The organism is Jujubicoccus corallicola, assembly GCF_047345645.1.
Lineage (GTDB): Bacteria > Pseudomonadota > Alphaproteobacteria > Rhodobacterales > Rhodobacteraceae > JBLEFH01.
Map to the genome: position 1 here is coordinate 292,265 of NZ_JBLEFH010000002.1, position 23,445 is coordinate 315,709.

The window sequence follows — 23,445 nt, forward strand, 5'->3', positions numbered from 1 at the left end:
ACCCTTCCCCCGTCCTTCCAAGCGGTTTTGAGCCTTGCCAATCCACCCCATCGCCCGATTTCCAAAGCCCGCGCAAACCGTCACTCCAAGGTTAAAAATAAACTGCCGATTTTCGCAATTTTTCCCTTGAAGCCCGGCGATCCAGATTATACTAACCCTCCCACTGTTGGGGTGTAGCCAAGCGGTAAGGCAGCGGTTTTTGGTACCGTGTACCGTAGGTTCGAATCCTACCACCCCAGCCAACTTACCCTAAGTGATTGATGTTGTTGGTGTTTACGGCGAAAACAAGCTGTGAATCGGGCTGCGACACATCCCTGCGAGACATGCGCCGAAAAGCTCTTCTGATGGAGGGCCAAATGGGGCTTGTGAACTATGTCGCGCGGCGCGGTGCGACCTATGTCTGGCGGCGGCGATTGCCCGCTGCGATGGCCGCAATCGCCGGATTGAGCAGCAGGAGGATCGGCGCATTGAAGTGCCAGATGCGAGTGTGACCCCGAAAGGCTCGCGCCGCGCTGTACCAGCTTTGCCAAACCTTCGGGGAGCGGCACCTCTTCAGGTTCCATCAGCGTGTCGAGATTGTCGCGATAGTAGGTGATATTGCCCACGGGCACCGTGATTTCGAACAGTTGTTCGAAGGGCAGCTTGCCGAAGTCCTCGTGAAGTGCGGCGCCCCAGTGCTCCTGATGATCGCGCAGCATCCGCTCCATCCGGTTGAGCTGATCTAACCGCCACTCGCGGCTCTTGCTGCGATCCGTCTCGAAGGCGGATTTCTGGCGGTCGAAAATCTCCTGAAAAGCATTGGGCATGGCGCACACCATCGGTTGACGTCAGGTTGAAAAAGCCGGCGAGGGGTCCCCGCCGGCCAGCGCTCTTACTTCGTGGTGTAGCCGCCATTCACCAGAATGGTCTGACCCGTCATCCACCAGCCATCGGAAACCATGAAGAGAATCCACGGGGCGATGTCCTCGATATGGGTGAGGCCCGTCTTGGTGAAGGGCGAGAGGGCGGCGGCGGTCTTGTGATAGGCCACGGCGTCCTCGCCTTCGGCGGGGTAGAAAAACGGCGTGTCCATCGGGCCCGGCCCGATGGCGGTTACGGAAATGCCGCGCTCGCCAAACTCCTTCGAGGCTGCGCGGGTGAAATGCTCCACAGGCGCCTTTAGACCCTCATAAGCCGCATAAAACGGTGTGAACGCCCCCAGAAGCGAGGTCACGATGGTGACGATCTTACCGTTGTCATTCACATGCTTGCCCGCTTCCTTGAGAAAGAAGAAGGCGGATTTGATGTTCACTGCGCTCGACTGGTCAAACTCGGCTTCCGTGACCTCAAGAATCGGCTTTTTGATCACCATCCCGACGGTGTTGATGGCAATATCCGGGCGGCCAACGGCGGCCACGGCATCCTCGAACAGCTTCGCCATGGCATCGGCGCTGGTCAGATCGGCCTGAAAAGCGGCTGCTTCCACGCCTGCCGCCTTGATCGCGGCGACGGTCTCGTCGGCGTCGGCCTTGGACGAGTCGCTGTTGTAATGGATCGCAACCGCCTTCGCGCCCGCATTTGCAAACTCACGCGCGAGCAGGCCGCCAAGGTTCTTGGCGCCGCCCGCAATCAGCACGACTTTGCCTTCGATACTGTTTCTGGACATGGGGATTTTCCTCTCATTGTCGCCGCCAGATGCGCGGCGTTTTTTGAGATTGGGCAGAGTCTTGCGCGAAGGGAAGAACGTAATCTTGACAACAGATGTCGGAAATCGCGAACAATAGGCCATGGATAAATTGCGGCAGTTGAAAATCTTCATCCAGATTATGGAGAGTGGAAATTTCACCAAGGCTGCCAAGGCCTTGGCGATGCCGCGTTCGACCGTCTCGACAGAACTCCAGGCCTTGGAGGATCGCCTCGGTTGCCCGCTCTTCCATCGCTCGACGCGCAATGTGACGCCGACGGCGGATGGCTATGCGTTTCTCGATGTCGCGCGCGAGGTGACCGACGCTGTCGACTCTGCTGAAGCGCGATTCATCAATAGCCAAACCCAGCTTTCGGGACGGCTCCGCGTGGACATGCCCAGCCGGATCGGCCGCAAGATTGTGATCCCTGCCTTGCCGGATTTTCTGGCGGCGCATCCCGGATTGCATCTCGATCTGAGCACAAGCGACCGGCCCGTCGATCTGGTGACCGACGGCGTTGACTGCGTCCTGCGCCTCGACAGCCTGCGCAGTTCTGAGTTGATCTGCCGCAAACTCGCCGACATTCCCTTCGTGACCTGCGCCAGCCGCGACTATGTGAACCGCTATGGCAACCCCGCGAGCCGAGCCGCGTTGACAGGCCATAAACTCGTCAATTACGCGACGAAGTTCCCCGCGGGCGAGCCCTCGCTCACGGTGCTCGACAACGGCGCGCCGTGCGAAATTCCGATGCAAAGCGCGCTCACCGTCGATAACGCCGAAGCCTATATCGCCGCGGCCTGCGCGGGCCTCGGCTTGATTCAGATCCCGCGGTTTGAACTCGACGCCCTGCTCTCGGGCGACACGCTTATCCCGGTCCTTAGCCGCGAAAAGCAGCCGTCGATCCAGCTCTCGATGCTCTATCCGACACGCAGAAACATGCCGGCAAAAGTGAAGGTTTTCCAGAAGTGGATGGAGGGTGTGCTCGGCAGTGTGGGCGTGTTGAGTCCTGTCCCCATAAAATGAAACGGGTGTCTCTATTCTAAACTCACGCCGAAAATGTGCATCGATTTAGCAGCCTGATAGAGGCGCTTCCCAAAGTTGATAGCTTTATTCCACCTCACCGGAAGAAAGCCGCGAACGGAACGGAAAAAGTTTACAGACAGCGCCTTCATCAACATCCTGAACGTCGGGACATGGACGGATGGGGCAGGCGATCCCACGGATACAAGGAGGAGACTATGGCCAGAGCTTTGGTGTTGGAGAAGAAAGGGCAGTTGGCGCTGCGGGACATCGCGCTGCCGTCAGAGCTTGGACCCGGCGATGTGCGGATCAAGGTGCATACGGTCGGGGTTTGCGGGTCGGATGTGCATTACTACACCCACGGCAAAATCGGCCCTTTTGTCGTCAATGATCCGATGGTGCTCGGCCATGAAGCTGCCGGCGTTGTTAGCGAAATCGGTTCTGATGTGCGTCACCTTGCAGTTGGCGACCGGGTTTGCATGGAGCCCGGCATTCCCGACCCGACCTCGCGCGCCGCGAAGCTCGGCATATATAATGTCGATCCCTCGGTGACATTCTGGGCAACGCCGCCCGTTCACGGTTGCCTGACACCGGAGGTCGTCCACCCTGCAGCCTTTACCTATAAGCTTCCGGACAGTGTTTCGTTTGCCGAGGGCGCGATGGTTGAGCCATTCGCCATCGGGATGCAAAGCGCGCTGCGCGCCCGCATTAAGCCCGGCGATATTGCGCTTGTGACCGGCGCGGGTCCGATCGGCATGATGACGGCGCTGGCCGCATTGGCGGGGGGATGCGCGAAGGTTTACGTCGCGGATATGGCGCAGCCGAAGCTCGACATCATTGGTGCATATGACGGCATTGGGACGATCAATATCCGCGAAAACGCAGCAGCCGACGTTATTCATGATGTGACGGACGGGTGGGGCGCTGATGTGGTGTTCGAATGCTCGGGCGCGGCGCCCGCGATCCTTGGCCTGCCCGCGCTGGCGCGCCCCGGCGGCGCGATTGTTCTGGTCGGAATGCCCGTAGACCCGGTCCCTGTGGATATCGTGGGCCTGCAGGCCAAGGAATTGCGGATCGAGACGGTCTTCCGCTACGCCAATATCTACGACCGCGCCATTGCGCTGATCGGTGCTGGTAAGGTCGATTTGAAGCCGCTCATTTCGGCAACACTGCCGTTCGAAGACAGCATTGCCGCGTTCGATCGTGCTGTCGAGGCGCGCGAGACCGATGTGAAGATACATATCGAAATGCCCGCCAGCTAGGAGGCATCAAACACAAACGTATGAGAAACGGAAAGGCCTCAGCGCGATTGCGTCGAGGCCTTTATTAACACTTGCGTAAGGCGGAAGGGTGCCAGAAAAAGTATGAGGTTACACTGCGCATTTCTCGGTCGAACGGCGGCGACCAATCTATGAGGACAAGCCTCTTAGCCCTGAAAATATAAAAAATACTCACGGCGACGTAAGAAAATTCTGCATTGCAGCATTCAGATGGGGATAAATTGCGCAGCGCTGTTATGCGTTTCCGGGGTGAAATGTCAAAAAAGTATCAGATTCTTGCGGCTGGGGTCGTGGAAGGCTGTCTTCATCAGGTGTTAAAAAGGGAATCAGCGCCGAGAGGATCATAGCCGCAAAGGCAGGCCAGGCGCCGGGAGGAGAAGATCATGCAGCCCGATTTGGAGCTCGTACATATCAGGAGAGGCGAATCCTTCGCAGCCTGGAAGCATGGCTACCCCTTTCGCACTGTACGTTGGCACTACCACCCGGAATACGAAATCCACCAAGTCGTCGCGACGTCGGGCCGCTATTATGTTGGCGATCATGTTGGTGAATTTGGTCCCGGCCAGCTCATTATGACGGGCCCGAACCTGCCACAGAACTGGATCAGTGATATTGGCCCCGATGAGATTGTCCCCAAGCGCACACAAGTTATTCAGTTTCCGGAGCGCTTCATCGAGGACGCGGGCAAGCTTTTCCCCGAGATGGAGGCCGCAGAGCGCCTTTTGGAACGCAGCCGTCGCGGAATCCTCTTCGACGAAGAGACCAGTAAAGCGGTTCGCCCGGTGATCCCCAAACTGATAGAGGCGCGCGGTGTGCGTCGTCTGGCGCTCTTCTTCGAGATCCTGGACCTGCTCATAAACGCACCGAAGACGCAGATTCTTGCCAGCCTGAGCTTCGTTCTTGATCTGGAGAAGGCCGAGGAAACGGACATGAACCGCGCCATCGCCCATCTGCGCGACAATCTCAACGAGCCGCTGAGCGAGGCGGAACTGGCCGATTTCACTGGCCAGAGCCAAAGCGCCTTTTCGCGATCTTTCAAGCGCCACACCGGCACGACCCTTGTGCGATACCGCAATCAGCTTCGGATCGACCTCGCCTGTCATATCCTGCTTTCGGATCAGGATGCGAAGGTCTCGGATATCTGTTTTGATGTCGGGTTCTCGAACCTTTCAAACTTCAACCGCCATTTTCTCAAGCTCAAAGGCATGGCGCCGTCGGAATTCCGCGCGACCTTTGCCGCGAACGAGATTATTCGCATGGCCAGTTAACACATAAAGATCACGAAAATTCCGAACGTTGCGGCGACATGCCCGCAGCGCACAGGAAAGATTTGCCATCTTCATCAACGGGAGGACCATATGAAGACCTTTTTGAAAACCGCATCCATCGCCGCTCTTGGTGTTGCCAGCACGGCCAGCATCGCCGCCGCGCAGGATGACAGCCTGAAAATCGGCATGACGTTTCAGGAAATGAACAACCCCTATTTCGTCAGTATGCAGGAGGCACTCAATGAAGCGGCGGCCCAGATCGGCGCGGAAGTGATCGTCACCGATGCAGGTCATGACGTGGCCAAGCAGATCTCCGACGTGGAGGACATGCTCCAGCAGGATATCGATATTCTGTTGCTCAATCCGACGGATAGCGCAGGCGTCGAGTCCGCCGTGCGTATGGCGAAGGATCAGGGCGTGATCGTCGTCGCCGTGGACGCGAACGCCAATGGCCCGGTGGACAGTTTCGTCGGCTCCAAGAACCGCGATGCGGGTTATCAGTCCTGCCAATATCTTGCGGAGTCGCTTGGCGGCGAGGGTGAGGTTGCGATCCTTGACGGTATCCCCGTGGTGCCGATCCTGGAGCGTGTCGAAGGTTGCAAGGCCGCGCTTGAGGAAAGCCCAGGCATTACGCTCGTCGATACGCAAAACGGGCGTCAGGATCGCTCGGTCGCGCTGGGTGTTGTCGAGAACATGATCCAGTCTCACCCCAATCTTGCGGGGATTTTCTCGGTCAATGATGGCGGTGCCATGGGGGCCATGGCCGCTATTCAGGGCTCGGGCAAGGACATCAAACTGACATCGGTTGACGGTGCACCCGAAGCCGTTGCGGCGATCGCGCAAGGCACGCCTTTCATCGAAACCACAGCGCAGTTCCCGCGCGATCAGGTGCGGGTCGGCCTTGGGATGGCGCTAGCGAAATACTGGGGCGCTCAGGTCGTACCAAGCGAAGTGCCGATCGACGTGCGCGTTGTCGATGCCGAGAACGCCGAAGAGTTCAGCTGGTAAGGCGCAGCGAAGGGCCGTGTCCGAATTTCGGGCACGGCAATTTTGGAGAGGACACACTATGCTTGAGATGACGGGTATCAAAAAAGCCTTCGGCCCCATCAAGGTGCTTCACGGCGTCAATCTCGATGTCCGCGCCGGTGAGGTCCACGCGCTGCTGGGCGAGAATGGCGCGGGAAAATCCACGATGATGAAGGTCCTCTGCGGTATTCTCAAAGCCGATGAGGGCGAGATCCGCATTGATGGCAAGGCCCAGAATTTCGCCCATTACGACGATGCAATTGACGCCGGGATTGGCATTGTCTTTCAGGAATTCAGCCTGATCCCCTATCTGACCGCTATCGAAAACATTTTTCTGGCTCGTGAGATCAAAACCCGCTTTGGGCTTCTCGACCGCAGGGCGATGCGCGCCCGCGCCAAAGAGGTGCTGGACAAGCTTGGTGTCGATGTGGCACTCGATGTGCCTGTGGCGGATCTCAGCGTTGCCGAGCAGCAATTCGTCGAAATCGCCAAGGCGCTGTCGCTCGACGCGCGCATCCTTGTGCTCGATGAACCGACAGCGACCCTCACTCCGGCCGAGGTCGAGCATCTGTTCAAAGTGATGAATGAATTGCGCGGCCAAGGCGTCGGCATGGTTTTCATCTCGCATCATCTCGAAGAGATTTTCGAGATTTGCGACCGGATCACCGTTCTGCGCGACGGCGAATATGTCGGCACCACCGAAGTCGCCGCCATCGACACAGACGGGCTCGTCGAGATGATGGTCGGCCGCCGTATCGAAAGCAGCTTCCCGCCCAAACCGGCAACGCCGCAAGACCCGCAGGTGGTGATCGACGCCAAACATATCCAACTGCGCAAGAACGGTCCGGTCAGCGCCTTTCAACTCCACCGGGGTGAAATCCTTGGCTTTGCGGGTCTGGTCGGCTCGGGTCGCACGGAAACGGCGCTTTCAATCATGGGCGCCTATCCGGCGGAAAAGGTCGAAGTCGAGATCAATGGCGATGCGCGGCCCCCGACAAATCCAAAGGATGCGCTTGATCGCGGGATCGGCCTTCTGCCTGAAAGCCGTAAGGATCAGGGACTGATCACGCCCTTTTCGATCATGCAGAACATCTCGGTCAACAATTACAGCAAATACCGCTCGATGCGATATTTCCTCGACCTGAAGAAAGAGCTTCAGGATACGAAGACCGTGATGGACGCGGTGCGGGTCAAGGCCCCCGGTCCACATGCCGCCGTCGATACGCTGTCCGGCGGCAATCAGCAAAAGGTTGTTATTGCCCGATGGCTGAATCACTCCACGCCGATCCTGATATTCGACGAGCCGACACGCGGCATTGATGTCGGCGCGAAGGCAGAAATCTATCAACTGATGCGCAATCTGACCGAGGAAGGCTATGCGATCATCATGATCTCATCCGAACTCCCCGAAGTCGTCGGGATGTCAGATCGCGTTTGCGTTTTCCGGAGCGGGGCGATCGTCGCCACCGTCGAGGGGGACGCCATCAATTCCGAAGAAATTATGGTCCACGCTACCACGGGGAAAGTCAGATATGTCGCATGAAGCTACAGCACAAACCGAGCCGCAAGTCGCGCAATCTTTCGCGGCCCGACTGAAGCACTCACCGCTGCTCCTGCCGCTTGCGGGGTTGATTGTGGTGTCCATCGCCATGGCCTTCGCCAGCGACAATTTCTTTAGCATCGACAACATCACCAATGTGCTGCGTCAGCAGTCGATCATCGGCATTCTCGCCATCGGGATGACCTTCGTGATCCTCACGGGCGGGATTGACCTCTCGGTTGGCGCGGTGATGGCGCTCTGCGGAACGCTTGGGGCCGGGGTGATGGTGAATATGGGCCTGCCCGGAGGTGTCGGCCTGCTTGCCATGATCGCCGTAGGACTGCTTTTTGGTCTGTTCAACGGCGCGCTCGTTGCATGGGGGCAGATGCCCGCGATCATCGTGACCCTCGCAACCATGCTCATCGCGCGCGGCCTCGGGCTTGTCTATTCAGGCGGCTATCCGATCAGCGGGATCCCGTCTTGGGTGTCGTGGTTCGGGGTGGGGCGCGTCGGCGGTGTGCCGGTGCCGATTATCATCATGGTCGTGCTTTATGCGCTCGCCTGGGTGCTGCTCCAGCGCACCTCGTTTGGCCGGCACGTCTATGCGATTGGCGGCAATGAGACCGCGGCCAACCTCTCTGGCGTCAACACCAAGCGCGTGAAACTCTATGTCTTCATGATCTCGGGGTTCACCTCCGCCATGGCGGCCATCGTCCTGACGGGCCGGCTCATGAGCGGCCAGCCCGGCGCAGGTGTTGCCTTCGAACTCGACGCCATTGCAATGGTCGTCCTCGGCGGTGCGGCGATCTCCGGCGGGCGCGGCCTGATCATCGGCACGCTCATCGGCGCGCTTCTGCTCGGGATCATCAATAACGGTCTGAACCTGATGGGCATCAACCCGTATCTGCAAGATGTCATCAAGGGCTTCATCATCCTTCTGGCCATCTATATCGGCCGCGAATGGCGCTGAATGCGCCCTGACAGAGAACGGGACATTTGAAATGCGCAATCACTTCATAGGCGTTGATGTCGGAACGGGCTCTGCACGGGCGGGTGTTTTCGACGAGACAGGTCAGCTTCTCGCCACAGCCAAGCATGATATCGACATGCACCGGGACGGTGGCGGGATTGCGGAGCAGTCGAGTGAGCAGGTGTGGGCGGCGGTCTGCACTGCCACCCGCGCCGCCGTGACGCAAGCCGCGATTGACCCCGGCAGCATCAGGGGGATCGGGTTCGACGCAACCTGCTCGCTGGTGGTGCGCGGACGCGATGATGCGCCTTTGCCGGTTGGCGATCCAGACCATCCGGAGCGCGACATCATCGTCTGGATGGACCACCGTGCCGTCGAACAGGCCGCTCGGATCAACACTGGCGATTATGATGTGTTGAAATATGTTGGCGGGCGCATCTCGCCGGAGATGCAAACGCCGAAGCTGCTTTGGCTGAAGGAAAACCGGCCCGAGATCTATGAGGCGGCGGGCCATTTCTTCGATCTCACCGACTTTCTGACGTGGAAAGCGACGGGTAGCCGCGCGCGTTCAACCTGCACCGTGACCTGCAAATGGACCTATCTGGCCCATGAAAACCGCTGGGATGCCGCGTACTTTCAGGCGATCGGGCTTGGCGATCTCGTAGATCAGGAGTTTGCGCGGATCGGCACGGAGATGGTCGCGCCCGGTACGGCGCTCGCGCAGGGGCTGACGGAGGAGGCCGCCGCTGAACTTGGCCTGACGCCGGGCATTTCCGTAGGCGCAGGCTTGATTGACGCCCATGCTGGCGGCCTTGCCACGGTTGGCGCATCAGGTGGCGCAGAGGACCCGGCGGCCTGCCTCGGCTATGTCTTCGGCACCTCATCCTGCACGATGACAACGACCCGCGCGCCAGCTTTCGTGCCGGGCGTTTGGGGGCCGTATTTCTCCGCGATGATCCCCGGTGCCTGGCTGAATGAAGGTGGCCAGTCCGTCGCCGGAGCTGCCATTGACCAGCTTGTGACACTGCATCCCGCCCATGGCGACGCGCAGGATCTTGCCCGCACCGCAGGTAAATCCCTCCCACAGTTTCTGGCCGACAGCGCTCTTTCACAAAGCAACAGCGCATCTGACGCAGTGCGGCGCGCCGATCACCTCCATGTTGTGCCGGAATTTCTGGGCAACCGCGCGCCGTTCGCCGACCCTCAGGCACGTGCCGTTATCGCAGGCCTTGGGATGGCACAGGATCTAGATTCACTCATCGCGCTCTATGTTGCGGGCATTTGCGGCCTCGGCTACGGCCTGCGACAGATCATCGACACACAATCGCAAAACGGCGCACCCGTCTCGCGCATTGCTATCAGCGGCGGCGCTGGAAGCCACCCGCTGATCCGCCAGCTTCTCGCCGATGCGACGGGTTTGCCGGTTGAGGCCACCGAATGCGAAGAGCCGGTGCTGCTGGGTGCCGCCATGCTCGGCGCGGTCGCGTGCGGCGCGTTCTCTTCGCTCGACGACGCCATGCCTGCGATGTCTCGCATCAGCAAGGTTTATACCCCCGCAACGGGCTCAACCCGAGTGCGCCACGACGCACGCTTTGCGGCCTTTCTCGCGCTGCAAGAAACGGCTCGCAGCATCCGCGCTGCCGAAAACGCACAGCAAAACACAGATTCCGAAACCGAGGTCTGACATGCAATTTTCTGGAAAATCCGTCATTATCACGGGCGCAGGCAAAGGCATTGGCCGCGCCACTGCGATCCTCATGGCTGAGCGCGGCGCAAAGGTCATTGCGCTTAGCCGCACGCAAGCCGATCTTGATGAACTTACGGAAGAGACAGGCTGCGTCAGCATTGCCGTCGATCTGTCCGATCCGGCCGGCGCCCGCGAAGCGATGGCAGAAGCTGGCGCTTGCGATTTTCTCGTCAATTGTGCGGGCACCAATGTGCTCGAAAGCCTGCTGGACATGACCGATGCAGGCTATGACCGCATCATGAATATCAACCTTCGCACTGCGTTGATCTGCGCGCAGGAGTTCGCCCGCGCGCGCGTCAAAGCAGGCGGCGGCGGAGCCATTGTCAACGTCACCAGCATCGCCGGGCATCGCGGATTTCCGGACCATGTTTGCTATGCCGCATCGAAAGCCGGTCTGGAAGGCGCGACACGCGTCATGGCAAAGGAACTTGGTTCACATGGCATTCGCGTCAATGCGCTTGCGCCCACGGTTACCATGACAGAACTCGCCGCCGAGGCCTGGAGCGATCCCGAAAAAAGCGCCCCGATGATGGCGCGCCACCCGATGGGCCGCTTCGCCGAGGCCGAAGATGTCGCGGCCTCCATCGCCATGCTGCTCTCGCCCGACGCGGCGATGATCACCGGCGCGGTTCTGCCCCTCGACGGCGGCTTTCTGGCTGTGTGAACTCTGCTTCTTGGATGAGAAAATCATAGCTTTTCAAATAGATATCAATTGCGGGCGTCCCGCCGAATGAAGGAGACCATCATGACCCAAGACCTGAAGGGTAAAACTGCCGTCGTCACGGGGGCCGCTTCTGGCATTGGCCTGTCCACAACAGAAGCATTGCTGGCCTATGGCGCCAAGGTTGTGATGGTGGACCGGAACGCTGAGGCGCTCGCCGAACTGACCGGTAAGCTTGGCAGCAACACCACGGCGCAGGTCACGGATCTGCTGGACGCCGATAGCTGCAACGCGATGATCCCCGAAATTCTCGAAAAGACCGAGCATATCGACATTCTGATTTGTAACGCAGGCAGCTATATCGGCGGAGGTCTTGTCGATACGGACCCGAGCGCGATTGATCGGATGCTGAACCTCAATATCAACGCTGTCATGAAAAATGTCCGCGCCGTTGCGCCCCATATGATTGAGCGCGGCATTGGGGATATTCTCGTGACCTGTTCGATCGCTGGACATGCGCCCATTCATGTCGAGCCGGTTTATTCCGCGTCCAAATGGGCGGTCACTTGTTTCGTTCAGGCGATGCGTCGCCAGTTGATGGAGCATGGCATTCGTGTGGGGCAAGTCTCGCCGGGGCCAGTTGTCTCGGCGCTTTTGTCCGACTGGGAGCCCGAGCGCCTTCAGAAGATGAAGGACGCGGGCGCGCTTATCGAGCCAAAGGAGGTCTCCGACGCATTGATGTTCATGCTGACCAGACCGCGCAACGTCACCATTCGCGACATGCTTGTGCTGCCAAGCAATTTCGATGTTTGACCTGTTGTCGGCGTGAAAGGAGCATGGGTTCATTGGACGTTTTGCTACACAATGCTTGGTGCTAAAAGTCGCCCCCTGTGGCTTTGATAGGAATAGAATTCATTGCAGCTAATCTGCAGTCAAGGAGAGCTGCCGCTGGTTGAAATGAGTCGCGCGGTGATTGCCGTGGATCAGGCCTTCGTCTGCGGTGGCGAAGATGCACGCAGATCCAAATTTCCTCTGAAGTAATGAATATGAAACTGTACGCGCCATCGCCCTGAATACTTGGACGAAAGACAATTTCCCAATGTGAGTTCAAGCGGGATGATTTTGAAGCCTCGGTAGCGAGAGCGAGCACAAGATCCATAAGGGTTCAGTTTTTTAGCCAAAATGAAAAGACGAAATTTCTGATCTATTTGGAAGCGGGATTTTGCGAATTGCGATAAAAGGGAAAATATTAATTTTCGCAGGTGAGATGAATTTGATCGACATGCAAAATGTTTCAAGTGCATAATTTTGTGTTTATTGAAAATTCAAGATATTATTCGGGACAAATAATGCGATCTCATCGGCTCTTTTTCGAAAGTTGAGAGTGAATTTTTATCCGAGCGGCATAATTTGAATCAAAGTCCCTCACTGCATATTCTCCCCTCATGATCGCCCGTCGCCCTATCCCTTTACGCCCGTCACGTGTCCACGAAGTCTGCGGTCCTTTGGCCCCCAGTCTGGTCGCGGTGATGATTGCGCAATCTCGTCAATCCGCCTTCTGGGCGCGGGAGGCGCATCAGCCCGAGACCGTCACGCCGCACAGTCTCGATATGTTCTTTGACGTCTCGACCCTCGTGGTTGCGCAGACGGAGAGCCAGATCGAAACGCTCGCGGTTGCCGAAGAGGCCTTGCGAGATGGGGTCTGTCCGATTGTTGTGATGGAGCTCACTGCCCCGCTGACCCTTACCGAGGGGCGGCGGTTGCAGCTTGCGGCGCAGGCGGGTGGGACCACGGGGCTGTGTCTGATCCCCGAGGATATGCCCAACAACACCGCCGAAACCCGCTGGCATGTCAGCCCGTTGCCGGACCTTGAGAGCGCCCCGGAAGACTCGACTCTTCAACGTTGGGCGCTTATCAAGAACAAATCAGGAACACTTGGTGTCTGGAATGTTCGATGGGATCAATCGGCGCGTCGTCTCATTGTGGTTTCCGCGTCTCGCGAGTGACCGGGTTTTGCGCGCCCGGCCCGTCGAGGGGCCCTTTGCGCTGACGCTTCAGGAGAATAATGCCAACCGCGTTTATTGCCTCAATGCCGCCGCCGAGCGCAAAGGCCTCTATCGCGGCATGTCCTTTTCCGATGCGCGGGCCTTTTGCCCGGAACTGCTGAGCCACCCGGCGGATCCCTATGCCGATCAGCGCTTTCTCAATACACTCCGCCGTTGGGCGCTCCGCTATTGCCCTTGGGTGGGGTTTGAGGGCGCGGACGGGCTGGTGCTCGACATCACCGGCTCGGCGCATTTGCTGGGTGGCGAAGCCTCCATGCTGCGCGATCTGCGCGGGCGGCTGACGCGGGCAGGGCTGTCGGCCCGGGTTGGGCTTGGCGACACGCGCGGCGCGGCTTGGGCGCTGGCGCATTTTGGCGAAGGGGTGGCCGAGGCGGGCCATGCGCTCAACGCGCTGGCGCCGCTGCCGGTGGCTGCATTGCGGCTGGAGGCGGAGGTGGTTGTTGCGCTCCAGCGGCTCGGGTTGCGGACCATTGGGCAATTGGCGGAAGCCGCCCGCGCGCCGCTCGCCCGGCGTTTCGGGCCGGGCCTCATGATGCGGCTCGATCAGGCGCTTGGCCGCCATCCCGAAGAGATTTCGCCGCAAAAGGAGCCGCCGCATTACGGTGTGCGGATGAGCCTGCCCGAACCGATTGGGCTGGAGGCGGATGTGATGGCCGGAACGGAGCGCCTGCTGCGCCGTCTGTGCGATACGCTGAAACAGCAGGAAACCGGCGCGCGGGTGCTGTGCCTGACGCTCCGCCGGGTTGATAAGGACGCGCAGCATGTGGAGTTGCGCCTCGCGCGGCCCTTGCGCGATCCGACCCGCATCCTGCCGCTGTTCCAGCGCGGCGTGAGCGAGGTGGATGCGGGTTATGGGATCGACCAGCTTCGGCTGGAGGCCACGCAGGTCGAGGCGCTCCCGACCGAGCAGATCAGCCATGTGGTGTCAGACAGATCCGACCGGCTCGATGATCTCATCACCCGGATCGGCACGCGCATCGGGCTTGAAAACGTCCAGCGCTTCCTGCCCGCCGACAGCCATATCCCCGAGCGCAGCTTTATCATCGCCCCCGCCGCCTATTCCAAACCGACTGGTGGCTGGAGCAGCCCGCGCCCGCGGCCGCTGATAATGTTCCGCCCCGAATCCATCGCCGCCCGCAGCCATCGCCCGCCGCAAAGCTTCCGCTGGCGGCGCATGGCGTTCACCACGATGCGCGCGACCGGGCCGGAGCGGATCCTTCCCGAATGGTGGATAGAAGATGAAAGCTGGCGGCATGGCGCGCGCGATTACTGGCGGATCGAGACCCATCAGGGGCAACGGTTGTGGCTGTTCTATACCCCGCAAAACCCCGGTTGGTTCGTGCAGGGGGTGTTCGCCTGATCGAGGTTACGCTCGAGCGCAGCTATGCCGCAGCGCTTCGGATTATAGGGCGGAGGCAAGATTTGCCTGCTCCAAAAGCGCTCTTTCAAAGGGCGTCGATTTGCGGGGCAAGCGGGTGGCGGGCGCGTCACCCGCATCTCGCCCGGCATCGCCGTTCTCCACGTCGAGGCACTGCCAATCTTGCCAGAAAACCGACTTCCCGACTCCCGTCACACAATCCCGCCGCCCGCACCACTCGCTTTCGGCCGCGCCTCCGCCACCGCCGCGCGATAGCCGGAGGCGCGGTAGGCCATGACCGGATCAATCGCGCCGCCCGCCTCTTGGCGCGCTTTGGCGAGGATTGGCTCCACGTCGGTGCGGAAGGCGGCGCGGAGGGTGGCGGAGGCCATGAGCGCGTCGTTCTCGTCCTGATAGCCCCTGAGCGCGCTGCGATTCACGAGCGAGGCCTGCACGAAGGCGCGCTGGATTTCCATAGCGGAGATCATCAGGCTCTCGATCGGGTCCGTCACGTTATGCGACTGGTCGATCATATGCGCGAGGTCGAGGCCAGGCGTGGATTCCGCGTCCACCAACTCGTTCCAGACGAGAAACAGGCGGTAGGGCTCGATGGTGCCGCTGTCGAGATCGTCATCGCCATATTTGCTGTCATTGAAATGGAAGCCGCCGAGTTTGCCCGCATGGATGAGGCGCGAGACGATCATCTCGATATTCACATTCGGCGCGTGGTGGCCGAGATCGACGAGGCACATGGCTTTCTCGCCAAGCTCCTGCGCGGTCAGGAGCGACGTGCCCCAGTCCTGAACCACGGTGGAGTAGAAGGCGGGCTCGTAAATCTTGTGTTCGGAAAAGAGGCGCCAGTCGCCGGGCAGGGCGGCGTAGATCTCTTTCATCGAGCCGAGATAGCGCTCGAATTGGCGGCCCATATGGGTTTGGCCGGGGAAGTTCGACCCGTCGCCGATCCAGACGGTCAGCGCCTTGGAGCCGATCTTCTCGCCGATCTCGATGCACTCGATATTGTGTTCGATGGCCTGCTGGCGGGTCGCCGCATCCGTATGGCTGAGCGAGCCGAATTTATAGGAGCGCGGGTGGTCCGCGTGATCCTGAAAGGTGTTCGAGTTCATCGCATCGAAGCTGAGATCATGCTGCGCAGCCTTGTCGCGCAGCTCCGCCGGGTTGGCTTTGTCCCAGGGGATGTGGAGCGACACACTGGGGGTCGCGCGTGTCAGCTTATGGATAACGCCGCAATCGTCGAGCTTGTCGAAGATGGTGGCAGGTTCCCCTTCGCCGGGGAAGCGCGCGAAGCGGGTGCCGCCGGTGCCGGTGCCCCAGCTCGGGACGGCGACGCCGAACCCTTTCGCGCGTTCCTTGATCGCGTCAATCTCAACCCCGCGGCGCGCAAGTTTTTCGCCAAGCGCGGCATAGTCGCTGTCGAGATCTGCGCTGCGGCGTTCGTTGTCGCCTGCGATGATGTCATCTTTGATCATAATATCCTCCCATGGCCCTAGGGGCGCGTGTCTTCACCGGGTGAAGGCCTGCACATTGCCCGCATCCACATTGATGATGTTGCCGGTCGATTTCGCCGAATTTTCGGAGGCGAAGAAATAGGCCGCCTCGGCAATGTCTTCGGGCAGCACCGAGCGTTTGAGCATGGAGCGCTGGCGATACATTTCTTCCAGCCCGTCCTTATCTGTCCCGTAGGTGCCCGCGCGCTGTTCCAGCCACTCGCCTTCCCAGATTTTCGAGCCGCGCAGTACCGCATCGGGGTTGACCACATTGACGCGGATCCCGGCCTCTGCGCCTTCGAGCGCGAGACAGCGGGCAAGGTGGATTTCAGACGCTTTCGCCGTGCAATAGGCGGAGGCATTGGGGCTCGCGGCGAGGCCGTTTTTCGAGGCCACAAAGACAATTGCGCCGCCGATCCCTTGCGTGCGCATCACCTTGAATGCCTCACGCGATACGAGGAAATAGCCGGTGGAAAGAATGTCCATATTCTTGTTCCAGAGCGCCAGGCTGGTTTCTTCCACGGGCGCGGAGGAGGCGATCCCGGCATTGGAGACGAGGATATCGACGCCGCCAAAGGTCACCGCCATATCGGCATAGGCCGCGGCAACCTGATCCTCATCGGTCACATTCATCATGACCGTGCCGACCACATCCTTACCGAAACGCCCGGCAAGGCTTTCGGCGGTCGCGCTCAGGCTCTCTTCATTGATATCGGCCAACATGACGCAAGCGCCCTCGGCCAGATAGCGCGCCGCTGTCGCCGCGCCGATCCCGCCCGCGCCGCCGGTCACGAGCGCGACCCGGCCCGCCAGCGATTTCGGCTTCGGCATGCGCTGGAGCTTGGCCTCTTCAAGCAGCCAATATTCGATGTCGAAAGCTTCCTGCTCCGGCAGACCCTGATATTCGGACACCGCCGACGCGCCGCGCATCACATTGATCGCGTTGATGTAAAACTCACCCGAAATCCGCGCCGTCGCCTTGTCCTTGGCGAAGGTGATCATGCCGACGCCGGGCACGAGATAGACCACCGCATTCGGGTCGCGCAGGGCCGGGCTGTCGTCATGTTTGCAGCGCTCATAATAGGCTTTGTAATCCTCGCGATAGGCCGCGACCTGCGACTCCAGCCCCTCCAGAACCGCGTCGATATTCTTCTGGGCCGGGTCGAAATCCACTACCAGCGGGCGGATTTTCGTGCGCAGGAAATGGTCCGGGCAGGAGGTGCCGAGGGCAGCCAGATCGCGCATATCCTTGGCGTTGACGAATTCCAGCACCGCGTCGCTATCCTCGAAATGGCCGACCATATGCTGCTGGCCCGAGACGAAGCCGCGAATGGCGGGCATCAGCTTGGCCGCAATCTCGCGGCGTTCCTTGGTATCGAGGCTCTCATGAACCGCGCCGCCGAACGCGGGCTGGCCAGTGGTTTTCTCCGCGAAATAGTCCATCGCCTTGTTGATGATCTCCAGCGTCAGCTCGTAGCACTCTTTCGCATCGTCAGCCCATGTAAAGAGACCGTGGGACTCCAGCACTACGCCCTTCGCATCCGGGTTGTCCTTGCAAAACGTCTCCAGCCAGAGGCCCAGTTCATAGCCCGGCTTTTTCCACGGGAGCCAGCCGATTTCATCGCCGAAAATCTCCTGCGTCAGCGCTTTGGAATCCTTCGACGCGGCGATGGCGATGATCGCATCCGGGTGGACGTGATCGACATGTTTTTTCGGCACATAGGCATGAAGCGGTGTGTCGATCGAGGCCGCGCGCGGGTTGAGGTTGAAGGTGCAATAGGGCAGGTAGCCGACCATCTCGTCCTCATACTCAACCCCGCGATATTTCTCCTTCAGCGCCCGCAGCTTCTCCATATAGAGCGTCGCGAACCCGTCCATCTCGATCGACCCGATATCGCCGCCAGAGCCCTTCACCCACAGCACTTCGACTTCGTCGCCCGTGAGCGGATCGGCCTGCATGACCTTCGCCGAGGTGTTGCCGCCGCCATAATTGGTGACGCGCTTGTCTGAGCCGAGAAGGTTCGAGCGGTAAAGCAGCTTTTCCGGCTCGCTCATCTCTGCCGCTTTCGCGTCGTCCCAAAGTGAAGCCAGCCGCGCCGATGCCGATGTCATGATGATTCCTCCCAAAGCCCAGATGTGTGTTGAAGCGGAGTATTCGGCGGGTCACATGCATTGTCAATCAAAAACAATCAAAAACAATCATGATGAGCGGATATATGGCGATCATTGATAATTTATGATTGACATTGAGCGTCAATATCCGTCATCTTCGATCAAAAGGGAGGCATGGATGCACGAAAAAGAACGCCATGGAATCATCCTGTCGGCGGTTCAGGATCGCCCGGTGGTCACCGTGGCGGAGCTGTGTGCCATGACCGGCGCGTCCGAGGCGACGATCCGCCGGGACATCGCCGCGCTGCATGTGGCCAAGAAGCTTCGCCGGGTGCGGGGCGGGGCCGAAGCGCTTTCGCCGAACCAGTTTCCGGGGCTGGCGGGTCGTCCGTTCTCCGTTAATGAGACGCGCCATATCAAGCAGAAACAGGCGATTGCCGCCGCGGCGGTGGAGCTGTGCGAAGAGGGCGATCCGATCATCATCAATGGCGGGACGACAACCTTTCAGATGGTCCACCCGCTCGCCAATCGCCGCTGCAAGGTGTTCACCAACTCCTTCGCCATCGCCGAGCATCTGGTAAAACATTCCAAAAATTCGGTGCTGATCTCGGGTGGTGTGATTTACCGCGAGCAGAACATTGTCCTTTCGCCCTTCGACAATGACGTGACCCGCAATTTCTACGCGCGCCGCATGTTCATGGGCGCGCAGGGTGTTGCGCCGATTGGCGTGATGGAGGCGGACCCGCTGATTATTCAGGCGGAGCAAAAGCTGATCGGTCAGGCCGATGAGCTGGTGCTCCTCGTCGATTCCAGCAAATTCGAGAGCCGGTCGAGCCTTGTGCTTTGCCCGCTCGACCGCATCGACGTGTTGATCACCGATGAGGGGATCAGCGACCGGGCGGCGGCCATGCTCGAATCCGCCGATATCAAGCTGATCGTCGCGCCGGTCGCGGCGGCGCGGGAAGAGGCGGCTTCATGAGCGCGCGGGTCATCCTTGCCTTTGGCGATTCCAATACCCACGGCGCATCGGCGATTGCGCCCGATGGCAGTTGGTGGCGCTATGGCGCGGAGACCCGCTGGCCGACGCAGTTGGCCGAAAAACTGGGCCCGGATTACCGCGTGATCGAGGAAGGTTTGCCGGGGCGAACCACCTGTTTCGATGACCCAATCGAGGGCGCGCATAAGAACGGTTTGCGCGTTTTGCCCGCCCTTCTTCAGACACATGCGCCGCTGGATCTCGTGATCCTGATGCTTGGCACGAATGATCTCAAGGCGCGGTTCAGTCTGGAGGCGGCGGATATTGCCAAGGCGATGGCCCGGCTCGTTCAGGAGATCCGCGCGCTGGCCGTAGGACCGGAGGGCGGCGATCCGGCGCTGCTCATCGTTGCGCCCGCACCGATTATCGAGATCGGCGTGCCCGGCCCGCATATGGCGGGCGGCGCGGCGAAATCGCAGCAGCTTGCCGATTTTTACGCGCGTCTTGCAGAGCAAGAGGGCGCCTATTTTTTCGACGCGGGATCGATGGCAGCCGTCGATCCGGCGGACGGAATCCATCTGACGCCGGAAGCGCATCGCACGCTCGCGGACAGATTTGCAGAGATTATCAAAGGGATGGGCCGCTAAGGCCCGCCTGTTCAAAGGGAGGATGAACCATGAATCTAGTGAAAAACCTGTTGCTCGGCTCCGCCGCTGTCGCCTTGATGGCCGGGAGCGCTTCGGCCCAAGAGGTGCGGATCGCGCTTGTCGCCAAAGCTCTCGGGATCGGCTTTTTCGAAGCCGCCGCGAAGGGTGCGGAAGAGGCCGCGGAGGAGCTCGGCGATGTCGAGATCATCTATACCGGCCCAACGGATACCACCGCCGAAGGCCAGATCGAAGTGATCAACTCGCTGATCGCGCAGAATGTCGACGCGATTGCGGTCTCGGCAAATGACACCGACGCTCTGGTGCCGACGCTGAAGAAAGCCATGCAGCGCGGGATCACCGTAGTCTCTTGGGACTCGGGCGTGGCCGAAGACGGGCGCGAGGCGCATCTCAGCCCGTCCTCGAATGAGCTGATCGGTCAGATGATCATTCAGCTCGCGGCGGACAACCTGCCCGATGGCGGCGAGGTTGCCGTGCTGTCGGCGACCACCACCTCGACGAACCAGAACACCTGGATCGAAGAGATGAACAAGGTCATGGGAGACTATCCCGATATTGAAGTCGTCGCGACCGTTTACGGCGATGATCTGGCCGATAAATCCTACCGTGAAGCGCAGGGCCTGATGCAGTCCTATCCGGACCTCGATGCGATCATCGCGCCGACATCGGTGGGCATCGTGGCCGCAGCGCAGGCCGTCTCCGATGCGGGCAAGGCGGGTGAGGTCAATGTGACCGGCCTTGGCCTTCCCTCCGAAATGGCGGGCGCGATCGAGAGCGGCGCGTCCAAATCCTTCGCGATTTGGAACCCGATTGATCTGGGCTATTCGGCCACCATGATGGCCTATCAACTCGCCACCGATAACGCAGAGGCGGAGCCGGGTGCGACGATCAATATCGGCCGCATGGGCGAGGTCACGCTGGATGATGAAACCTCCGCCGCGATGGCCGAGCCGTTCATCTATGACAGCTCCAATATCGACGAATTCAAAGACATTTTCTGATCTTTGACGGGCAGGGGCGGCGCGCTGCCCCTGCCTTTTCCTTTTCGACATTTTGCGGAAGGCGCGTGAGCCATGAGCATGGATCATACCGCGTCCGGCGAGGGGAGACCGGTTCTCGCGCTGGATGAGATCACCAAAACATTTCCGGGGGTTAAGGCGCTGGATGGCGTTCGGCTGGAGCTTTATCCCGGCGAAGTGACCTCGCTGATCGGGGAGAACGGAGCCGGGAAATCCACCGTGGTGAAAATCCTGACGGGGATCTATCAGCCCGATGGGGGGCAGATCCTGCTCGATGGCGCGCCGGTCCATTTTGCGACCGCGCAGGACGCCGCTCATGCGGGCGTCACCGCGATCCATCAGGAGACGGTGCTTTTTGAAGAGCTGTCCGTCGCTGAGAACATCTTTCTGGGCCATGCGCCAAAGGGCCGGTTCGGCTTGATGGACCGCAGCGCCATGCGCAAACAGGCGGGCGAGATCCTGAAAGGGATCGGCGCACAGATCGACCCGGCGGTGAAGCTGAAAGACCTCGGCATCGCCTCGCGCCATCTGGTTGCCATCGCCCGCGCGCTCTCGGTCGATGCGCGGGTCGTGATCATGGACGAACCGACCGCCGCGCTCAGCCAGAAGGAAATCGAGGAGCTTTACGAGCTGGTCGAGACCCTCAAAGCGCAGGGCAAGGCGATCCTCTTCATATCCCATAAATTCGACGAAATCTTCCGCATCTCTGACCGCTACACCGTGTTTCGCGACGGCCAGTTTGTCGGCGCGGGCAAGATGGCGGGCACCACCGAGGACGATCTGGTGCAGATGATGGTGGGCCGGGCGGTCGATCAAATCTTCCCCAAGCGCAAGGCCGAGATTGGCGAAGAGGTGCTGAAGGTCGTGGGCTACAGCCACCCGACCGAGTTTGCGGACATTAACTTTTCCCTCAAACGTGGTGAAATCCTTGGCTTTTACGGTCTCGTCGGGGCAGGGCGGTCCGAGTTCATGCAATCGCTGATCGGGATCACCAAACCCTCTAAGGGCGCCGCGCGGTTTGACGGACAGATCACGGTGATCCGCTCCCCCGCCGACGCGATTGACGCGGGGATCGTCTATGTGCCGGAGGACCGGGGCAAGCAGGGCGCGATCCTCGATTTGCCGATCTTCCAGAATGTGACGCTCCCGTCGCTGAACCGCACCTCCCGCAAAGGGTTCATTCAACTGGCCGAGGAATTCGCGCTCGCCCGCGAATATACCGAACGGCTGGACCTGCGCGCCGCCTCGCTCGACACCCCAGTCGGGAGCCTTTCGGGCGGCAACCAGCAAAAAGTCGTGATCGCCAAATGGCTGGCGACCAAACCGCGCGTGATCATCCTCGATGAGCCGACCAAGGGGATCGACATCGGGTCCAAAGCAGCGGTGCATGACTTCATGTCCGAACTCGCCGCGCAAGGGCTCTCGGTCATCATGGTCAGCTCTGAAATCCCTGAAATTCTCGGCATGTCCGACCGGGTCATCGTGATGCGCGAGGGCCGGATTGCCGCTGAACTGGCGGGCGACGCGCTCACCCCCGAAACCCTCGTGCGCCATGCCGCCGGCATCGACGCGAAAGGAGACGCCGCATGATGACGCTGCTCAAATCCCGTGAAGCGATCCTTTTTGGCGCCATCGTTGCGCTTCTGGCGATCATCGCCAGCCGCTTCCCCGCTTTCGTCTCGCCCGGCAATCTCGTCGCCGTCTTCGCGGACAGCGCGCCGCTTATCATTCTGGCCCTCGGTCAAATGGTGGTGATCCTGACCCGCTGTATCGACCTGTCTGTCGCCGCCAATCTTGCGCTAACGGGCATGGTTTGCGCGATGCTGAATGTCGCCATGCCGGGGCTGCCGGTGATTGTCATCATCCTTGTCGCCCTCTCGCTCGGCGCGTTTCTGGGCGCGATCAACGGGCTTTTGGTGTGGAAACTCGGCATTCCGCCCATCGTCGTCACCCTCGGCACCATGACGATTTTCCGGGGCATCATTTTCCTGCTGACGGACGGGCAATGGATCAACGCCCATGAAATGAGCGCCAGCTTCACCGGCTTCCCGCGTGCCGAATTTCTCGGAATGCCCGTGCTTGGCTGGATCGCGATCCTCATGGTCGGGCTGATGCTGCTCGTCATGCAGCGCACCACCCTTGGCCGCTCCTTCTTCGCCGTTGGGGGCAACCCACACGCGGCGGTCTATACCGGCATCAATGTCGGCAAAACGCAGTTTCTCGCGTTCGTCATTTCCGGAACGCTCGCCGGGCTGACGGGCTATCTCTGGATCGCGCGCTACGCCGTCGCCTATGTCGATATCGCGGGCGGGTTTGAGCTCGACGTGGTCGCGGCTTACGTGATCGGCGGGATCTCCATCGCGGGCGGCGCGGGCTCGGTGATCGGCACGCTACTTGGCGCGCTCTTCCTTGGCGTCGTGAAAAACGCGCTGCCGGTGGTGAACATCTCGCCCTTCTGGCAACTCGCCATTTCCGGCGCGGCCATCATCATCGCCGTAGCCTTCAACGCGCGCTCCAGCCGCAGCAAGGGGCGGGTGATCCTCAAATCCGCAGAGGTGACCGCGTGAGC

The 23,445-nt window shown here is 60.2% G+C and carries 20 protein-coding genes and 1 tRNA gene; 17 read left to right on the forward strand and 4 right to left on the reverse strand.

Translation table 11 applies throughout. The annotated features are described in order from the left end of the window. The first annotated feature begins 167 nt into the window (after positions 1 to 167). Positions 168 to 242, forward strand: a tRNA-Gln gene (locus ACMA5I_RS04200). Here ACMA5I_RS04200 and ACMA5I_RS04205 read toward each other — a convergent pair. After that, entirely contained in the window at positions 228 to 806 is a 579-nt protein-coding gene (locus ACMA5I_RS04205; protein ID WP_525884984.1) for a hypothetical protein, read from the reverse strand. The genes ACMA5I_RS04200 and ACMA5I_RS04205 overlap by 15 nt on opposite strands. Before the next feature lie 65 nt (positions 807 to 871). After that, complete coding sequence (locus tag ACMA5I_RS04210) at positions 872 to 1,645, reverse strand: SDR family oxidoreductase (protein ID WP_525884985.1); 774 nt, start codon at positions 1,643 to 1,645, stop codon at positions 872 to 874. Between the two features lie 121 nt (positions 1,646 to 1,766). Here ACMA5I_RS04210 and ACMA5I_RS04215 point away from each other — a divergent pair, with 121 nt between their 5' ends. The 11 genes from ACMA5I_RS04215 to ACMA5I_RS04265 all read left to right on the forward strand — a co-directional run bounded on the left by ACMA5I_RS04215 (position 1,767) and on the right by ACMA5I_RS04265 (position 14,602). Next, on the forward strand, positions 1,767 to 2,687 hold the full coding sequence (locus tag ACMA5I_RS04215) for a LysR substrate-binding domain-containing protein (RefSeq protein WP_525884986.1): 921 nt from the start codon (positions 1,767 to 1,769) through the stop codon (positions 2,685 to 2,687). Between the two features lie 215 nt (positions 2,688 to 2,902). Beyond that, a complete protein-coding gene (locus ACMA5I_RS04220; RefSeq protein WP_525884987.1) occupies positions 2,903 to 3,946 on the forward strand; it encodes an NAD(P)-dependent alcohol dehydrogenase in 1,044 nt (347 codons plus the stop codon). A 401-nt stretch (positions 3,947 to 4,347) separates the two neighbouring features. Then, entirely contained in the window at positions 4,348 to 5,232 is an 885-nt protein-coding gene (locus ACMA5I_RS04225) for a cupin domain-containing protein (protein ID WP_525884988.1), read from the forward strand. Positions 5,233 to 5,322: 90 nt separating this feature from the next. Then, on the forward strand, positions 5,323 to 6,240 hold the full coding sequence (locus tag ACMA5I_RS04230) for an ABC transporter substrate-binding protein (protein WP_525884989.1): 918 nt from the start codon (positions 5,323 to 5,325) through the stop codon (positions 6,238 to 6,240). A gap of 58 nt (positions 6,241 to 6,298) precedes the next feature. Next, positions 6,299 to 7,801, forward strand: coding sequence for a sugar ABC transporter ATP-binding protein (locus ACMA5I_RS04235; RefSeq protein ID WP_525884990.1), 1,503 nt, complete (start codon positions 6,299 to 6,301; stop codon positions 7,799 to 7,801). Further along, a complete protein-coding gene (locus ACMA5I_RS04240) occupies positions 7,791 to 8,768 on the forward strand; it encodes an ABC transporter permease (protein ID WP_525884991.1) in 978 nt (325 codons plus the stop codon). Before ACMA5I_RS04235 ends, ACMA5I_RS04240 begins: the two co-directional genes overlap by 11 nt. Before the next feature lie 31 nt (positions 8,769 to 8,799). Next, entirely contained in the window at positions 8,800 to 10,452 is a 1,653-nt protein-coding gene (locus ACMA5I_RS04245; RefSeq protein ID WP_525884992.1) for an FGGY-family carbohydrate kinase, read from the forward strand. Position 10,453: 1 nt separating this feature from the next. Continuing rightward, positions 10,454 to 11,179, forward strand: coding sequence for an SDR family oxidoreductase (locus ACMA5I_RS04250; protein ID WP_525884993.1), 726 nt, complete (start codon positions 10,454 to 10,456; stop codon positions 11,177 to 11,179). 81 nt (positions 11,180 to 11,260) lie between these two features. Further along, positions 11,261 to 11,989 (forward strand): SDR family oxidoreductase, encoded by a 729-nt coding sequence (locus ACMA5I_RS04255; protein WP_525884994.1) that lies wholly within the window; start codon positions 11,261 to 11,263, stop codon positions 11,987 to 11,989. A 716-nt stretch (positions 11,990 to 12,705) separates the two neighbouring features. Further along, on the forward strand, positions 12,706 to 13,182 hold the full coding sequence (locus ACMA5I_RS04260; RefSeq protein ID WP_525884995.1) for a hypothetical protein: 477 nt from the start codon (positions 12,706 to 12,708) through the stop codon (positions 13,180 to 13,182). After that, on the forward strand, positions 13,124 to 14,602 hold the full coding sequence (locus ACMA5I_RS04265; protein ID WP_525885172.1) for a Y-family DNA polymerase: 1,479 nt from the start codon (positions 13,124 to 13,126) through the stop codon (positions 14,600 to 14,602). Before ACMA5I_RS04260 ends, ACMA5I_RS04265 begins: the two co-directional genes overlap by 59 nt. A 209-nt stretch (positions 14,603 to 14,811) precedes the next feature. On the opposite strand, the gene rhaI is transcribed toward ACMA5I_RS04265, so the two are convergent. Both rhaI and ACMA5I_RS04275 read right to left on the reverse strand, forming a co-directional pair. Continuing rightward, positions 14,812 to 16,086 (reverse strand): L-rhamnose catabolism isomerase, encoded by a 1,275-nt coding sequence (rhaI, locus tag ACMA5I_RS04270; RefSeq protein ID WP_525884996.1) that lies wholly within the window; start codon positions 16,084 to 16,086, stop codon positions 14,812 to 14,814. Between the two features lie 33 nt (positions 16,087 to 16,119). Continuing rightward, positions 16,120 to 18,216 carry a bifunctional rhamnulose-1-phosphate aldolase/short-chain dehydrogenase gene (locus tag ACMA5I_RS04275; RefSeq protein ID WP_525884997.1) on the reverse strand — a complete coding sequence of 699 codons (2,097 nt, stop codon included), beginning with the start codon at positions 18,214 to 18,216 and terminating at the stop codon, positions 16,120 to 16,122. A gap of 178 nt (positions 18,217 to 18,394) precedes the next feature. On the opposite strand from ACMA5I_RS04275, the gene ACMA5I_RS04280 reads away from it, so the two are divergent. The 5 genes from ACMA5I_RS04280 (at position 18,395) to ACMA5I_RS04300 (ending at position 23,443) form a co-directional block, all read left to right on the forward strand. Continuing rightward, the gene (locus ACMA5I_RS04280; RefSeq protein ID WP_525884998.1) at positions 18,395 to 19,195 is read left to right on the forward strand and encodes a DeoR/GlpR family DNA-binding transcription regulator; all 801 of its coding nucleotides are present in this window, start codon (positions 18,395 to 18,397) and stop codon (positions 19,193 to 19,195) included. Next, positions 19,192 to 19,839, forward strand: coding sequence for an SGNH/GDSL hydrolase family protein (locus tag ACMA5I_RS04285; RefSeq protein WP_525884999.1), 648 nt, complete (start codon positions 19,192 to 19,194; stop codon positions 19,837 to 19,839). The genes ACMA5I_RS04280 and ACMA5I_RS04285 overlap by 4 nt, the downstream gene beginning before the upstream one ends. A gap of 29 nt (positions 19,840 to 19,868) precedes the next feature. Further along, positions 19,869 to 20,858 carry a rhamnose ABC transporter substrate-binding protein gene (gene rhaS / locus ACMA5I_RS04290; protein ID WP_525885000.1) on the forward strand — a complete coding sequence of 330 codons (990 nt, stop codon included), beginning with the start codon at positions 19,869 to 19,871 and terminating at the stop codon, positions 20,856 to 20,858. A 78-nt stretch (positions 20,859 to 20,936) separates the two neighbouring features. Continuing rightward, on the forward strand, positions 20,937 to 22,466 hold the full coding sequence (locus ACMA5I_RS04295) for a sugar ABC transporter ATP-binding protein (RefSeq protein ID WP_525885001.1): 1,530 nt from the start codon (positions 20,937 to 20,939) through the stop codon (positions 22,464 to 22,466). Then, positions 22,463 to 23,443, forward strand: coding sequence for an ABC transporter permease (locus ACMA5I_RS04300; protein ID WP_525885002.1), 981 nt, complete (start codon positions 22,463 to 22,465; stop codon positions 23,441 to 23,443). Before ACMA5I_RS04295 ends, ACMA5I_RS04300 begins: the two co-directional genes overlap by 4 nt. Positions 23,444 to 23,445: the final 2 nt, after the last annotated feature.

Coding starts and splice junctions, on each gene's coding strand:
- ACMA5I_RS04205 (WP_525884984.1), bottom strand. CDS start 806: ATGCCCAATGCTTTTCAGGAGATTTTCGACCGCCAGAAATCCGCCTTC.
- ACMA5I_RS04210 (WP_525884985.1), bottom strand. CDS start 1,645: ATGTCCAGAAACAGTATCGAAGGCAAAGTCGTGCTGATTGCGGGCGGC.
- ACMA5I_RS04215 (WP_525884986.1), top strand. CDS start 1,767: ATGGATAAATTGCGGCAGTTGAAAATCTTCATCCAGATTATGGAGAGT.
- ACMA5I_RS04220 (WP_525884987.1), top strand. CDS start 2,903: ATGGCCAGAGCTTTGGTGTTGGAGAAGAAAGGGCAGTTGGCGCTGCGG.
- ACMA5I_RS04225 (WP_525884988.1), top strand. CDS start 4,348: ATGCAGCCCGATTTGGAGCTCGTACATATCAGGAGAGGCGAATCCTTC.
- ACMA5I_RS04230 (WP_525884989.1), top strand. CDS start 5,323: ATGAAGACCTTTTTGAAAACCGCATCCATCGCCGCTCTTGGTGTTGCC.
- ACMA5I_RS04235 (WP_525884990.1), top strand. CDS start 6,299: ATGCTTGAGATGACGGGTATCAAAAAAGCCTTCGGCCCCATCAAGGTG.
- ACMA5I_RS04240 (WP_525884991.1), top strand. CDS start 7,791: ATGTCGCATGAAGCTACAGCACAAACCGAGCCGCAAGTCGCGCAATCT.
- ACMA5I_RS04245 (WP_525884992.1), top strand. CDS start 8,800: ATGCGCAATCACTTCATAGGCGTTGATGTCGGAACGGGCTCTGCACGG.
- ACMA5I_RS04250 (WP_525884993.1), top strand. CDS start 10,454: ATGCAATTTTCTGGAAAATCCGTCATTATCACGGGCGCAGGCAAAGGC.
- ACMA5I_RS04255 (WP_525884994.1), top strand. CDS start 11,261: ATGACCCAAGACCTGAAGGGTAAAACTGCCGTCGTCACGGGGGCCGCT.
- ACMA5I_RS04260 (WP_525884995.1), top strand. CDS start 12,706: ATGATTGCGCAATCTCGTCAATCCGCCTTCTGGGCGCGGGAGGCGCAT.
- ACMA5I_RS04265 (WP_525885172.1), top strand. CDS start 13,124: ATGTTCGATGGGATCAATCGGCGCGTCGTCTCATTGTGGTTTCCGCGT.
- rhaI (WP_525884996.1), bottom strand. CDS start 16,086: ATGATCAAAGATGACATCATCGCAGGCGACAACGAACGCCGCAGCGCA.
- ACMA5I_RS04275 (WP_525884997.1), bottom strand. CDS start 18,216: ATGACATCGGCATCGGCGCGGCTGGCTTCACTTTGGGACGACGCGAAA.
- ACMA5I_RS04280 (WP_525884998.1), top strand. CDS start 18,395: ATGCACGAAAAAGAACGCCATGGAATCATCCTGTCGGCGGTTCAGGAT.
- ACMA5I_RS04285 (WP_525884999.1), top strand. CDS start 19,192: ATGAGCGCGCGGGTCATCCTTGCCTTTGGCGATTCCAATACCCACGGC.
- rhaS (WP_525885000.1), top strand. CDS start 19,869: ATGAATCTAGTGAAAAACCTGTTGCTCGGCTCCGCCGCTGTCGCCTTG.
- ACMA5I_RS04295 (WP_525885001.1), top strand. CDS start 20,937: ATGGATCATACCGCGTCCGGCGAGGGGAGACCGGTTCTCGCGCTGGAT.
- ACMA5I_RS04300 (WP_525885002.1), top strand. CDS start 22,463: ATGATGACGCTGCTCAAATCCCGTGAAGCGATCCTTTTTGGCGCCATC.